This window comes from Flavobacterium profundi (genome assembly GCF_006491645.1).
In the GTDB taxonomy this organism is placed as follows: Bacteria; Bacteroidota; Bacteroidia; order Flavobacteriales; family Flavobacteriaceae; genus Flavobacterium; species Flavobacterium profundi.
The window spans coordinates 160,350-175,341 of sequence record NZ_VDCZ01000010.1 but is presented as its reverse complement, the minus strand read 5'-3'; the positions used below and the strand labels follow the sequence as shown (position 1 = coordinate 175,341).

The window sequence follows — 14,992 nt, the reverse complement described above, 5'->3', positions numbered from 1 at the left end:
ATTACCTTTTTTATTGCATGAAAAAAATTGTTTTAAAGAGTGCTCTATTGTTGAGTGTAATGTTTTTAATTTCTTGTGACCAAGATTTTAATACTATTGGAACAGATGTTATTGGAGATGATCATTTTGGACTGGAAAAGAATGACGATATTAGCGTAATTGCATATACAAAAAGTACAGGCGAAGTTCAGTCTAACAATTTGCCTTCAAATATGTTAGGTTATTATAATGATCCTTTTTTTGGAACAACTAAAGCTAGTTTTGTGACGCAGTTAACATTGGCTAGTGTGGATCCAGATTTTGGTTTTGAAGCAACAATTGAGTCAGCTACAGATTCTGTTTATTTATATGTACCTTATTTAAGTACACAAACGGCTACAGGTACAGGTAATGAGCCGAATACATATGAATTAAATTCAACTTATGGTGAAGATTTTGAAACAGCGACTTTTGATTTAAAAGTTTACAAAAGTGATTATTTTTTAAGGGATTTTGGAACCAATCCAGAAGAACGTCAAAAATATTATTCAGGTGCAACAGATAGAGGTTTGGTTGAAAGTCATCTTGATGGTGCTCCGTTAAATGAATTTACTGGGGCTTTGGCTTCAGAGACAACTGCTTTTAAATTTAGTAATGAAGAAATTATACTCTATAAAAGAAACGCTAATGGAGAATTTTTAGATAGTAGTGGTAATGTTACTACTGATGAATCTGCAAGAGTAGTGAGTCAAAGATTAGCTCCAGGAATGTGGATAAATCTTGATCCAGATCGCTTTAAAGATATTATTCTGAATGCTTCTTCTTCAGATTTGATAAACAACAATATTTTTAAAGAATACTTTAAAGGCTTGTATTTTCAAATGAATGAAAACAATCCTGATGAAGATGCTCTTACGTATTTAGATTTTTCAAAAGGATATATTATGATGCAATATCGTTCTAAAGATGAAGCTACTTCTGAACTTACAAAGAAATCATTGCGAATTAATATGTCAGGAAACACTGTTAATTTCTTTCAAAATAATTTTTCTTCAGCTTATGGGGCTGCTTTAAATAATTCTAACAGCACGACTGGAGACGAATTATTGTATATGAAAGGGAATGAAGGTTCGGTAGTATTTATTGATTTATTCGGTCCAGATACAGATGCTAATAGTGTTCCAGATCAATTGGAGCAATTAAGAGCTGAAAACATTTTAGTAAATGATGCTTTTTTGACTTTTTATGTAAAAAATGATGGTCAAAAAAATGCAACAAGAATTTATTTATATGATGCTACAAATAATGCTCCTTTATTAGACTATATTTATGATAGTTCTACAGCAACTGATCCCAAAAATAACAAGTTGTTATTTGGAGGAATTTTAGAAGTAGAGGAAGATAATGAAGAATTAGGGGTGAAATTTAGAATTAGAATTAGAAGTCATATTGACAACATCATAAATGGTGAAAATCCAAATACAAATAAAAATGTTAGGTTAGGATTATCAGTTACTGATAATATTGCTAATTCTTCAAGTTATACTGTTTTTGATTCTGAAAATTTTGGAAACGAAAAGTTGCCAGTAGGTTCTATTATTAGTCCAGTAGGTACTATTGTTTATGGTAATAATACTAGTGATGAATCTAAAAAATTAAAATTAGAAATTTATTATACCAAACCTAATTAATTATTTTTATGTGTGGAATTGTAGGTTATATCGGTCATAGAGATGCATATCCTGTTTTAATCAAAGGTTTAAAAAGATTAGAATATAGAGGATATGATAGTGCTGGCATTGTACTGTATGACGGTACAGATACTAAATTGTCAAAAACAAAAGGTAAAGTTTCAGATTTGGAAATCAAGGCTGAAAAAGAGAATACTAAAGTTGGAAAAATTGGTATGGGGCACACTCGTTGGGCAACACATGGGGTTCCTAATGATGTAAATTCACATCCACATTATTCTAATTCAGGAAATTTGGTTATCATACATAATGGAATTATAGAGAACTATGAGCCTATAAAAAAAGAATTAATTAAGAGGGGTTACAGTTTTCAATCAGATACTGATACAGAAGTATTGGTTAATTTAATTGAAGATGTTAAAAAGAAAGAAAATGTAGGTTTAGGAAAAGCGGTTCAAATAGCTTTGAATCAAGTGGTCGGAGCTTACGCAATTGCAGTTTTCGATAAAGAGCGTCCTAGTGAAATTGTAGTTGCTAGACTTGGAAGTCCCTTAGCAATAGGTATAGGAGAAGAGGAGTTTTTTATTGCTTCAGATGCTACTCCATTCATAGAATATACATCAAATGCGATTTATTTAGAGGATGAAGAGATGGCAATTGTACGCTTACACAAACCAATGAAAGTTCGTAAAATTAAAGACGATTCTTTGGTTGATCCTTATGTTCAAGAGTTGCAAATGAACTTAGAACAAATTGAAAAAGGAGGTTATGAGCATTTTATGTTGAAAGAGATTTATGAACAGCCTAATGTTATTAAAGACACATATAGAGGTAGGCTTTTAGCGAATAAAGGAATTATTCAGATGGCTGGAGTGGAAGATAATATTGAAAAATTCTTAAATGCTGAGCGTATTATAATTGTAGCTTGTGGAACATCTTGGCATGCTGGGCTAGTTGCAGAATATATTATTGAGGAATTTGCAAGAATACCAGTAGAAGTTGAGTATGCTTCTGAATTTAGATACAGAAATCCGATTATTAGTAAAGATGATGTGGTTATAGCTATATCGCAATCTGGAGAAACAGCAGATACTTTGGCTGCAATTAAATTGGCTAAAGAGAATGGGGCTTTTGTATTTGGTGTGTGCAATGTTGTAGGTTCTTCGATTTCAAGAGAGACACATGCAGGAGCTTACACACATGCAGGGCCTGAAATTGGTGTAGCTTCAACAAAAGCATTTACGACCCAAATTACCATTTTAACTTTATTGGCGTTACGATTGGCTAAGGCAAATGGTAAAATGGCAAATTCGGATTATCAAAGATATTTATTAGAATTAGAACTAATTCCAGAAAAAGTTGCTGAGGCATTGCATACAAATGAGGTTGCAAAAGAAATTGCTAAAATTTATAAAGATGCCCCAAATTGTTTGTATTTAGGAAGAGGATATAATTTTCCTGTAGCTTTAGAAGGAGCTTTAAAATTAAAAGAAATTTCTTATATACATGCAGAAGGTTATCCTGCAGCAGAAATGAAACATGGACCTATTGCATTAATTGATGAATCAATGCCAGTTGTAATTATTGCGCCTAACAAAGGGCATTATGATAAAGTGGTGAGTAATATTCAAGAAATTAAATCGAGAAGTGGTAAAATTATTGCGGTTGTTACCAAAGGAGATGTTCAAGTGAAAGCCTTAGCAGACCACGTGATTGAAATACCCGAAACTACGGAAGCATTAACTCCTTTATTAACCACAATTCCATTGCAGTTGTTATCGTATCATATAGCGGTAATGAGAGGTTGTAATGTGGATCAACCTAGAAATTTAGCAAAATCAGTCACTGTAGAATAGCATTATTAAAGCGAAAATTTAAATTTTCGCTTTTTTATTGCAAAAAATTCAAAAAATAAATTGCAAAAGTGTCGACAAAAAAACTATCTTTGCACTCTGAAAAATAGAAGAGTTTTTCAATACTAAATAGCTATTTAATAAATACATAAGCAATGTCTAAAGTTACAGGAAAAGTTGCAAAAATTATCGGACCAGTTGTTGACGTGGTATTTAACACGGAAAATGCTGAGCTTCCTAAAATTTATGATTCATTAGAAATCACTAAAGCAGACGGAACAAAATTAGTATTAGAAGTACAATCTCACATTGGTGAAGATACTGTTCGTACTATCTCTATGGATTCTACTGACGGTTTGTCTAGAGGACAAGAAGTTGTTTCTTTAGGAACACCAATTCAGATGCCTATTGGTTCTGAAGTGTTTGGTCGTTTATTTAATGTTATTGGTGATGCAATTGACGGTTTAGGTGATTTACCTAAAGAAGGAGCAAATGGTTTACCAATTCATAGACCAGCACCAAAATTTGAAGATTTATCAACTTCTACAGAAGTTTTATTTACAGGTATTAAAGTAATTGACCTAATTGAGCCTTATGCAAAAGGAGGTAAAATTGGTCTTTTTGGAGGTGCTGGAGTAGGTAAAACGGTATTAATTCAGGAGTTGATTAATAATATCGCTAAAGGTCACGGAGGACTTTCTGTATTTGCAGGAGTTGGTGAAAGAACACGTGAAGGTAATGACCTTTTAAGAGAAATGTTAGAATCAGGAATTATCAAATATGGTGATGATTTCATGCATTCTATGGAAGATGGTGGATGGGACTTAACAAAAGTGGACAAGAATATCATGAAAGATTCTAAAGCTACTTTCGTTTTTGGTCAGATGAATGAGCCACCAGGAGCACGTGCTCGTGTAGCTTTATCTGGATTAACTATCGCAGAATATTTCCGTGATGGAGCTGGAGATGGACAAGGAAAAGATGTACTTTTCTTCGTAGATAATATCTTCCGTTTTACACAAGCTGGTTCTGAAGTATCTGCATTATTAGGACGTATGCCATCTGCTGTAGGTTACCAACCTACATTAGCAACTGAGATGGGAGCTATGCAAGAGCGTATTACTTCTACAAAAAGAGGTTCTATTACATCTGTACAAGCAGTTTATGTACCTGCCGATGACTTAACTGACCCTGCACCAGCAACTACTTTTGCCCACTTAGATGCAACAACAGTATTGTCTCGTAAAATTGCAGAGTTAGGTATTTATCCTGCTGTAGATCCATTAGATTCTACATCACGTATTTTAACACCAGAAATTTTAGGAAAAGATCATTATGCTTGTGCTCAAAGAGTAAAAGAAATTTTACAACGTTACAAAGAATTGCAAGATATTATTGCTATTCTAGGTATGGAAGAGTTATCAGAAGATGATAAATTAGTTGTATCTAGAGCACGTCGTGTACAACGTTTCTTATCTCAACCTTTCCACGTAGCAGAGCAGTTTACAGGTATTCCAGGTGTACTAGTAGATATCAAAGAAACAATTAAAGGTTTTAATATGATTATGGATGGTGAATTAGATCACTTACCAGAAGCTGCATTCAACCTTAAAGGTTCTATTGAAGAAGCTATCGAAGCTGGAGAGAAAATGTTGGCAGAAGCATAATTCGTTGTAAGTTGTAAGTTGTAAGTTGTTAGAAATACAACCATCAACTATCAACCATCAACTATTAACTAAATAAATATGATTTTAGAAATAGTTTCACCAGAAGCAACATTATTTAAAGGAGAAGTTACCTCTGTAGCAGTTCCTGGAGTAAACGGTGAATTCCAGATGTTAAATAATCACGCTCCTATAGTGTCTTTATTAACAAAAGGAAACGTTAAGATTAATGCTCAAAACATAGCTATTGAAAAAGAATTTGTTTCTAAATTCAATAAAGTGAATGAGCAAACATTTTGGTTGCCAATTAATTCGGGTACTATCGAAATGAAAGATAATAAAGTGATTGTTTTAGCTGACTAAAATGATGACTTTCAAACTTATATAAGCCTTGCAATTTGTAAGGCTTATTTTTTTTTGCAATATTTGCGATGAAACAAACAATACTTAAACTATGAAAAAAATTGTGTTATTAACCTTTGTTTTGAGTTCTTATTTTACTTTTTCTCAAAATAATTGGCAAGAATTAATGCATAATAAAGAAGCTAATTTCTTTGTCATTCAAAATGATTTTAATGTATATTACAATCAGCATATGGTTGATTCTAAAAAAATTCCGAAAGGAAAAGGAATCAAACAATTTAAACGATGGGAATATTATTGGCAACAAAGAGTAGATGTAAATGGGAATTTTCCAAAGGATGGTAGTGTATTAGAAGAAATCCAAAAATATAGAATTAATAAAGGCGTTACCACTAATAGAGCTACCACGCCTTCAGGAAATTGGCAAATAGTAGGTCCTGTGGCTTCTCCAAATAATGGCACAGGACAGCTTAATGGAAGTGGTCGTCTAAATTGTATTGCATTTCACCCTACAGATGCCAATGTAATTTATGTAGGTGCTCCCTCAGGAGGTTTTTGGAAATCTACAGATAATGGAGCAACTTGGACAGAATTTTCAAGTGGATTAACTCGTTTGGGTGTCTCTTCTATTGCAATCAACCCTACAAATCCTAATATTATTTACATTGGAACAGGCGATCGAGATAGTGGTGATGCTCCAGGATATGGCGTATGGAAAAGCTTAGATGGTGGCGTTACTTGGAATCCACAAAATCTAGGTATGGGCAATAGAACGGTTTATGAATTGCTTATAAATCCTTCCGACCCAAATAATTTAATTGCTACAACAAATGGAAGTAGAATTTACAGAAGTACAGATGGAGGTGCTAATTGGACATTTACATCAACAAGTTCAGCAATGAAAGATATAACTTTTAAACCTGGAGATCCAAATATCATATATGCATCTGGCACTTCTTTCGATGTTTCTCTTGATAACGGACTTTCTTTTACTCAAATTACAAGTGGTGTGCCAACGGGTACGCAACGTATGGCTCTAGCAGTATCTGAAGATCAACCTAATTGGGTGTATTTATTAGCTGGAGGCGGTAGTGGTTTAGTAGGAATTTATCGTTCTACAGATAGTGGTACTAACTTTATTACAACCACCACGACACCTAATATTTTAGGCTATCAAACCAATGGTTCAGATACGAGTAGCCAAGCCTGGTATGATTTAGTGATAGTTGCTGATCCAACAGATGCAAACACGATATATACAGGTGGTGTTAATCTATGGAAATCTACTGATGGTGGTTCAACGATGAATTGTGTGTCCTATTGGGTAGGTCCAAGTGGATCAATTGATGGTGTTCATGCTGATCAACATGCATTAGAGTTTTCTCCACATACGAATAACTTATATAATGGAAATGATGGCGGGATTTATTATACTACCGACGGAGGTGCCAACTGGAATGATATTAGTAGTGGTCTAGGAATTGCTCAAATTTATAAAATTGGGGTTGCTCAAACTATAGAAAACACTGTAATTAATGGATATCAAGACAATGGTACTTCAGTTAACAGAGGTGGAATATTTACTACTGAAATTGGAGGTGATGGTATGGAATGCATCATTGATCCTACCGATGCTAATTATATGTATGGCGCTTTGTATTATGGAGACCTTAGAAGGTCAACTAATGGCGGAGTCAGTTTTTCTACTATATCTGGATCAATTTCTGAAACAGGAGCTTGGGTTACACCTTATAAATTAGATCCTAATGAATCCAATAGAATGTTTGCAGGATATGATAATGTTTGGAGAAATGATGCTGTGAAAACAGGTACAACTTGGACTCAAATTTCTAGCTTTGGAGGTGCTTCTAATATAACAGATTTAGCTATTGCTCCTTCGAATAGTAATATTATGTATGTAGCAAGAAGTGCTTCGGATCGTTTTTATAGTACTACAAATGCTTTAGCTGCAACGCCAACATGGACTGATTTAACAGGTAATTTACCTGTTGCATCTACACCTAAAGATATAGAAATTGATCCTATAGATGCAAATCATTTATTTATTGCACTTGGGAATGATATTTATGAATCTACTAATGCAGGATTAAATTGGACAAACATTTCGGGAACACTGCCGAATATTTCATTAAATACTATAGTTATAGATTCTGGAAGTTCTATAGCAGCAATGTATGTTGGTATGGATGTAGGTGTGTACTACAAAGACAATACTTTGTCTGATTGGGTTTCTTATAGTTCTGGCTTAGCTAATTTAGAAGTTACAGAGTTAGAAATATATACTAATGCTACTGAATGTAAAAGTAAACTATATGCGGCTACTTATGGTCAAGGATTATGGGTTTCTGATTTAAAAGATCCTGGAACAATTGCCCCAACAGCTTGCTTTACTGCAACTACTACTAAAGGTTGTACTGGGACAAATTTCGTCTTTGAAGACAAATCTGATTTTTCTCCAACCTCTTGGTCATGGACAATTACACCTTCCACATTTATTTATAGTAACGGAACTTCAGCAAGCTCACAAAACCCAGAAGTTATATTCACCAATGCTGGCTTATACACCATTGAATTAACCGCTACAAATTCAAATGGATCCAACACCAATACAAAAACATCTTATATTGAGATTGAAGCTGGAGTAGTAGCCACTAATTTTAATGATGATTTTGAAAGTGAAGCTTTATGTTCGATAGCAAGTGATTGTGGAACAACTGTATGTAGTCTAACTGGTTTTTGGAATAACCTCACAAATGGAACTGAAGATAATATAGATTGGAGAGTAGATGAAGGAGGAACGCCTTCTGCAAGTACTGGACCAACCGTTGATTTTAATCCAGGAACAGCTACAGGAAATTATCTTTATCTAGAGTCTTCAGGAAGTTGCAATAATCAAGTTGCTATTTTAGAAAGTCAATGTATGAGTATAGATCAAGGTTATGATTTTATTTTTGGATATCATATGTATGGAGCTAACACTGGGAGTCTTCATGTTGATTTATTTTCAGACGGATTATGGCAAGAAGATGTTATTCCTTCTTTTTCAGGTGATTTAGGAAATATTTGGAATACCGCAACAGTTAACTTAAATTCATACATTGGTAAAACAATAAAAATAAGAATTAGAGGTATTATTGGTAATGGTTTTACTTCTGATATAGCTATTGATGATATTCAATTGGTTCCTAAATGTGGAACAACTACTACTTGGAATGGTACAGCTTGGTCAAATGGTACTCCAACAGAAACCAATGTTGTTGTTTTAAATGGGGATTACAATACGAGCGTAAATTCAAGTTTTTCTTGTTGTACCTTGGAAATAAATACTGGTTTCGTTCTGGATATCGAAGATTCAAATTATGTTAAAGTAGTAAATGAAATTGTAAACAATGGAACTTTAAACGTAAAAAATAATGGTTCTTTAATTCAAGTGAATGATCTAGATGCTAACGTAGGTACTATTTCTTATGAGCGTATAGCGAGTATCCGATTATTAGATTATGTGTTTTGGTCATCGCCAATTAAAGATTTTAATGTCGATGCAATTTCACCGTTAACACCTTCAGATAAAATTTTTAAATGGGAACCTTTGGTACTGAATCCAAATGGAGCACAAGGTTTCTGGGTCAATACTTCTTCAGAAATTATGCCTTCGGGTGTAGGCTATATTGTAAGAGGGCCTAGTGATTTTTCCGCTTCTGCTCAAGATTTTACTGCTGTTTTTACGAATGGAACACCTAATAATGGAGCTATTAAAGTACCTGTTTCAAGAGGTGGCTATACAGGACTTGATTATACAGGTACTAATGGAACTACAATCACCCGTTTTGATGATAACTGGAATTTAATTGGTAATCCCTATCCTTCGTCCATTAATGCATTAGATTTTTTAAATTTAAATAGTACTAAAATAGAAGGTGCTGTTCGTATTTGGACACATGGAACTTTACCAAGTGCAGGTAATTCAGATCCTTACTACGGGGATTATGTTTCGAATTATTCTGCAACCGACTTTATTGTACACAATGGCACAGGAACGGTTAGTGGTCCATCAGGATTTAACGGCTTTATCGCAGGAGGTCAATCCTTTATGGTGCTTATGAATGACGGGCCAACGCTTTCCGATGAAATTGATTTTAATAATTCGCTTCGAAGCGAATCGTACTTTAATGATCAGTTTTATAGAAATAATACAGAAAATGAAAAAAATAGAATTTGGTTGGATTTATCCAATAGTGATAATCAATCGGATAGAACCTTAATTGGATTTGTTACTGGAGCCACTAATGAAAAGGATCGTTTGTACGATGCATTTACAAAAGTGGAACAAAACCAGCAACGCATCTATACTTTTTTAGGAAATGATAAAATGATTATTCAAGGTTATGCATTGCCTTTTTCAGAAGAAATTACAATTCCAATAGGTGTTCGTATTCCAACTGATGGGAACTATAAAATTGGTATTGCTGCTGTAGATGGTTTGTTTACAAATGCGCCTGTTTTTATAGTAGATTTACTTTTAAACACAGTAACCGATATTAAAAATCAGCCTTATTTCTTTCATGCTGAAGCCAACGAAATCAATAATCGTTTTGTGCTACAATTTACCAATACTTTACTTTCCAATACAGATTTTATAGCTGATTTTAATGAAGTTGTTGTTGAAAATAATCCATTGCGAGTTACTTCTAGTAGAGAAATAATAAATGAAATTGAAGTTTATGATGTATTAGGAAGAAAACTTTTTGAAAAAAAGAATATAAATTCGCAACAAGTTGAAGTGAGTAGTTTACTACAATCCAACAACTTAATTCTAATTAAAGTGAAATTAAACTCGAATAAAACGGTTGTAAAGAAAACTCTTTTTTAATAGAAATCAATTCGTAAAATATAACCTAAATAAAGTCTTGTTTTTACAAGACTTTATTTATTTTTGAACTATGAATTTACCAAAATTATTACTTGAAAAACTTCATTTTCGTAAAGAAAATAACGCTTTACGTGTATTAAAAAGACAATCTCAAAGCATTGATTTTGCAAGTAATGATTATTTAGGGTTTTCCCAAAATGAAGTTATTTTTAATAAAGTGCACGACTATTTGGCAACTAAAAAAATAATTCGAAATGGAGCAACTGGTTCTAGATTATTATCGGGAAATCATGAAATATATTTTGAAGCAGAATCCTTTATTGCTCATTTTCATCAATCTGAAGCCGCTCTAATATATAATTCGGGTTATGATGCTAATGTGGGCTTTTTTAGTGCAGTTCCGCAACGTAATGATGTTATACTTTATGATGAATTATGTCATGCCTCAATCCGTGATGGAATTCAAATGGGCTTGGCTAAAGCTTATAAGTTTAAGCATAATGACCTAGTCGATTTGGAGAAACTCATGCAACGGTTTACAGCTAGCGCTGCTGAAATTTATGTAGTTACAGAGGCTGTGTTCTCCATGGATGGTGATAGTCCAAATATAGTGGAATTAGTAGCAATTTGTGAAAAACATAAGGCATTGCTAGTAGTTGATGAAGCGCATGCATTAGGTGTTTTAGGGACTGAAAAAGGATGTCAAGGAGAAGGGTTAGTGCAACAATTTCAACTGCAAAATAAAGTTTTTGCTCGGATAATGACTTTTGGAAAAGCCTTAGGTTGTCATGGAGCTGCCATTTTAGGAAGTCAAGATTTAAAAGAATACCTTGTTAATTTTAGCAGAAGCTTAATTTATACGACTGCTCTCTCACCGCATTCGGTAGCAACCATTTTAATTGCGTATCAGGAATTGGCTATTAGCCTTGCAACAATAAAACAGTTAGAAAAGAACTCGGAATATTTTAATACGAATTGTCCCTACTTACAAACACCCATTTCTCACTCATCTATAAAATCAATAGTGATACCAGGAAATGAAAAGGTGAAAGAAATTGCTTCTTATTTACAGGAAAATGGTTTCGATGTAAAACCTATATTATCTCCTACAGTTCCTGAAGGAGAAGAAAGGCTTCGGTTTTGTTTGCATGCCTACAACACCGAAACGGAAATGGAACAAGTACTACTGCTTCTTAAAAAGAAATTATCTTAAATTGAAGGTCTTTTTAATTGTCTTTTATTGTATTCTTCACGACCTTTGTCTGAACTATTTACCGTTTATATAATGAAACTATTTATCACAGGAATAGGAACCGATGTTGGAAAAACAATTGCTTCCGCGATTGTAGTAGAAGCGTTACAAGCCGATTATTGGAAACCTATACAAGCAGGAGATTTAGACAAGTCCGATACGCATAAAATAAAACAATATATTACGAATTCAGTTACTGTTTTTCATCCTAATAGCTATGCGCTAAATACACCTGCAAGTCCTCATTTTGCTGCAGAAAAGGATGAAATAATTATCCAATTGGAACAAATTCAGGAGCCTGTGACTGAAAACCATTTAGTTATAGAAGGAGCAGGAGGAATTTTGGTACCTCTCAATAACGAAGCAACTATAGTCGATTTAATTCAGCCAGATTACAAGGTAATTGTGGTTTCAAGACATTATCTAGGGAGCATCAATCATACTTTACTTACTATTGAAGCTTTGCAAAACAGAAAGATTCCAATTGCTGGAATTATTTTTAATGGAGATGAAAATGTAGCAACAGAAGCTATTATTCTTTCAAAAACACAGTTGACTTGTTTAGGAAGGATTGAAAACGAACCCTACTTTGATACCAATGTCATTCGTTATTACGCGGATAAATTCAAAGAAAGTCTTTTAAAAATTAAATAATATAGAATTAGCTAAGAGAAAAGAAAACAGACTTTTATCTTTGTATGCAATTTGATTTTAACTTCTGATTTCTAAATTCAAACTTCAACATGACACTTTCAGAAAAAGATACTCTATACAATTGGCATCCTTATACACAACATAAAACGGCTTTTTCTCATCCTGTAATTATAAAAGGACAAGGCGCCTTACTTTGGGATGAACATGGAAAAGAATTTATTGACGCTATTGCGAGTTGGTGGGTGAATCCATTTGGTCATTCTAATACTTATCTTGCACAAGCGATATACAATCAATTAACACAGTTAGAACATGTTTTATTCGGTGGTTTTACACACGAACCAGTTATTCGACTTTCAGAAAAATTAAGTCAGATTTTACCGTCTAATCAAAAGAAGTTTTTTTATTCCGATAACGGTTCTACAGCTGTGGAAGTTGCCATCAAAGCTTCCTTGCAGTATTTTTATAATAAAGGACAAAAACGCACCAAAATAATTGCCTTCGAAAATGCTTTTCACGGAGACACATTTGGCGCTATGGCTGCAAGCGGAATTTCCTTTTTTACCGATGCTTTTCAAGGTTCTTTGTTAGAAGTTGTTCGAGTTCCTGTACCAACTGAAGGAAATGAGACAAAAACATTAAAAGCTTTAAAAGCCTTATTGGAAACCAACGAATACGCTGCTTTTATCTTTGAACCTTTGGTACAAGGCGCAGCAGGAATGGTCATGTATTCGGCAACTGTTTTAGATCAGTTAATAGCACTTGCAAAAGAATATCAAGTCTTTACAATTGCAGACGAAGTCATGACAGGTTTTGGTAAAACGGGTAAAAATTTTGCTTGTGATTACTTGGAGCAACAACCCGATATGATGTGTTTGTCAAAAGCCTTAACTGGAGGAACAATTCCAATGGCAATTACAAGCTTTACACAAGAAATTTTTGATGCTTTTTATGATGATGATACAAACAAAGCTTTATTTCATGGACATACTTTTACAGCAAACCCCACAGGTTGTGCAGCGGCATTAGCTGCGATTGAATTGTTGCAAACCGAAGAAATTCAGGGAAATATTAATCAAGTGAACCAACATCATTTAGCATTTGCGGAACGTATTAAAAATCACCCTAAAGTGCAAAGTACTCGTGTTTTAGGTGTCATTTTTGCTTTAGAAATAAAAGTAGAAGGGAAACAGGATTATTATGGAACACTTCGTAATACTTTATATGATTTTTTTATAAGAAAAGGAATCATTTTAAGGCCTGTTGGGAATATAATATACATTTTACCACCATACATTATCAATGATGTACAATTAGCGCAAGTATATAGCACTATCGAAGAAGCATTAACCTTGATTTAATTTTGTAAGGAACAAATGTCTCGGTATATTTGCATTCCATTTTCCTGCTGTGCACTATATCTTTTCTTTCGATTGTATCTCAAGAAAAGGATGTCGTTTCCATCAGGGTTATTCGAAAAACCATAAACCTTTTGAATCAAAAAATTGCCATAACCGCTTTAGCATCAATTTCCGCATTAGGAAATGAAAAATCAATCATTTGGAACCAGTATCTAAATGATAAAACAGCTATTACGGAAAAAGAAATTGGGAAACAAAAAAATTGGGTTGCGAGTCTTCCAAACGCGATAAAAGAAGAAATTAAAGTGCTTCAAGAATCCGATACAAAATACCGTAACTTAGACCTTTCGGTTTTATATGCGATATATGTTTCTAGGCAGTTAATGCAGCAAACTGGTTGGGATAAAAAAACAGTTTTTGGCATTAACATTGGTTCTTCAAGAGGAGCAACTACATTATTTGAAAAATTTCATTCCGAATTTATAGCAACCAATAAAGTCAGTACTTTGGCTTCACCTACTACAACTCTAGGAAATATTTCGAGTTGGGTAGCCAATGATTTGCAAAGTTCTGGCCCTGAAATTTCGCATTCTATTACTTGTTCCACTTCCTTGCATGCTTTATTAAATGGTGTAGCTTGGATGCAGGCAGCTATGGTTGAAAAATTTATCATTGGCGGTTCTGAAGCACCTTTAACGCCTTTTACTATAGCTCAAATGAAAGCGTTAAATATTTATTCAAAAAAAAGGGGTGATTATCCATGTAGAGCTTTTGATTTGAATAAAAAGGAAAACACAATGGTCTTGGGAGAAGGTGCTAGTGTAATTGCTTTGGAAACAGGAGAAAAGAATAATGCCTTGGCTTATGTGGAAGGTGTTGGCTATGCAACAGAAATTTTAGAACACAATATTTCCATTTCAACAGAAGCCGATTGTTTTCAAAAATCGATGCAAATGGCTTTAAAAGAAACAGCTTTTAATGAAGTAGATGTAGTAGTGATGCATGCACCAGGAACCATAAAAGGAGATGCTTCTGAATATAAGGCCATTCAAAAAGTATTTGGAGAAAAGCTCCCTTTTTTAACCACAAACAAGTGGAAATTAGGGCATACTTTTGGAACCTCTGGAATGTTGAGTCTTGAATTAGGAATACTTATGTTAGAACATCAAAAAGCAATTCCGATTCCATTTTACGAACAAGAATTACCGAAACAAATTAGAAAAGTATTAGTAAATGCCGTTGGATTTGGAGGAAATGCAGTGAGTGTTTTACTTTCAAAATAGA

The 14,992-nt window shown here is 33.8% G+C and carries 9 protein-coding genes; all 9 read left to right on the top strand.

Annotation, left to right across the window (positions count from 1 at the left end; all coding sequences use genetic code 11):
- The first annotated feature begins 17 nt into the window (after positions 1-17).
- The 9 genes from FHG05_RS13475 (at position 18) to FHG05_RS13435 (ending at position 14,991) form a co-directional block, all read left to right on the top strand.
- Entirely contained in the window at positions 18-1,670 is a 1,653-nt protein-coding gene (locus tag FHG05_RS13475; RefSeq protein WP_140998620.1) for a DUF4270 domain-containing protein, read from the top strand.
- A gap of 8 nt (positions 1,671-1,678) precedes the next feature.
- Positions 1,679-3,526, top strand: a complete 1,848-nt coding sequence (gene glmS, locus FHG05_RS13470) for a glutamine--fructose-6-phosphate transaminase (isomerizing) (protein WP_140998619.1) — start codon at positions 1,679-1,681, stop codon at positions 3,524-3,526.
- A gap of 152 nt (positions 3,527-3,678) precedes the next feature.
- Positions 3,679-5,190: a F0F1 ATP synthase subunit beta gene (gene atpD / locus FHG05_RS13465; RefSeq protein WP_140998618.1), complete on the top strand. Its 1,512-nt coding sequence runs from the start codon at positions 3,679-3,681 to the stop codon at positions 5,188-5,190.
- A 78-nt stretch (positions 5,191-5,268) separates the two neighbouring features.
- The gene (locus tag FHG05_RS13460) at positions 5,269-5,550 is read left to right on the top strand and encodes a F0F1 ATP synthase subunit epsilon (RefSeq protein ID WP_140998617.1); all 282 of its coding nucleotides are present in this window, start codon (positions 5,269-5,271) and stop codon (positions 5,548-5,550) included.
- A gap of 91 nt (positions 5,551-5,641) precedes the next feature.
- Positions 5,642-10,441, top strand: a complete 4,800-nt coding sequence (locus FHG05_RS13455; RefSeq protein ID WP_140998616.1) for a T9SS sorting signal type C domain-containing protein — start codon at positions 5,642-5,644, stop codon at positions 10,439-10,441.
- Between the two features lie 70 nt (positions 10,442-10,511).
- Complete coding sequence (locus FHG05_RS13450; protein ID WP_140998615.1) at positions 10,512-11,654, top strand: aminotransferase class I/II-fold pyridoxal phosphate-dependent enzyme; 1,143 nt, start codon at positions 10,512-10,514, stop codon at positions 11,652-11,654.
- Between the two features lie 72 nt (positions 11,655-11,726).
- On the top strand, positions 11,727-12,347 hold the full coding sequence (gene bioD, locus FHG05_RS13445; RefSeq protein ID WP_140998614.1) for a dethiobiotin synthase: 621 nt from the start codon (positions 11,727-11,729) through the stop codon (positions 12,345-12,347).
- 89 nt (positions 12,348-12,436) lie between these two features.
- On the top strand, positions 12,437-13,708 hold the full coding sequence (gene bioA / locus FHG05_RS13440) for an adenosylmethionine--8-amino-7-oxononanoate transaminase (protein ID WP_140998613.1): 1,272 nt from the start codon (positions 12,437-12,439) through the stop codon (positions 13,706-13,708).
- Between the two features lie 131 nt (positions 13,709-13,839).
- On the top strand, positions 13,840-14,991 hold the full coding sequence (locus tag FHG05_RS13435) for a beta-ketoacyl synthase N-terminal-like domain-containing protein (protein WP_140998612.1): 1,152 nt from the start codon (positions 13,840-13,842) through the stop codon (positions 14,989-14,991).
- The last annotated feature ends 1 nt before the right edge of the window (position 14,992 follow it).

What these genes read in the sequence shown, in the direction of transcription:
- glmS (WP_140998619.1), top strand. Translation starts at nt 1,679, where the DNA reads ATGTGTGGAATTGTAGGTTATATCGGTCATAGAGATGCATATCCTGTT.
- bioA (WP_140998613.1), top strand. Translation starts at nt 12,437, where the DNA reads ATGACACTTTCAGAAAAAGATACTCTATACAATTGGCATCCTTATACA.
- FHG05_RS13475 (WP_140998620.1), top strand. Translation starts at nt 18, where the DNA reads ATGAAAAAAATTGTTTTAAAGAGTGCTCTATTGTTGAGTGTAATGTTT.
- FHG05_RS13460 (WP_140998617.1), top strand. Translation starts at nt 5,269, where the DNA reads ATGATTTTAGAAATAGTTTCACCAGAAGCAACATTATTTAAAGGAGAA.
- atpD (WP_140998618.1), top strand. Translation starts at nt 3,679, where the DNA reads ATGTCTAAAGTTACAGGAAAAGTTGCAAAAATTATCGGACCAGTTGTT.
- FHG05_RS13455 (WP_140998616.1), top strand. Translation starts at nt 5,642, where the DNA reads ATGAAAAAAATTGTGTTATTAACCTTTGTTTTGAGTTCTTATTTTACT.
- FHG05_RS13450 (WP_140998615.1), top strand. Translation starts at nt 10,512, where the DNA reads ATGAATTTACCAAAATTATTACTTGAAAAACTTCATTTTCGTAAAGAA.
- bioD (WP_140998614.1), top strand. Translation starts at nt 11,727, where the DNA reads ATGAAACTATTTATCACAGGAATAGGAACCGATGTTGGAAAAACAATT.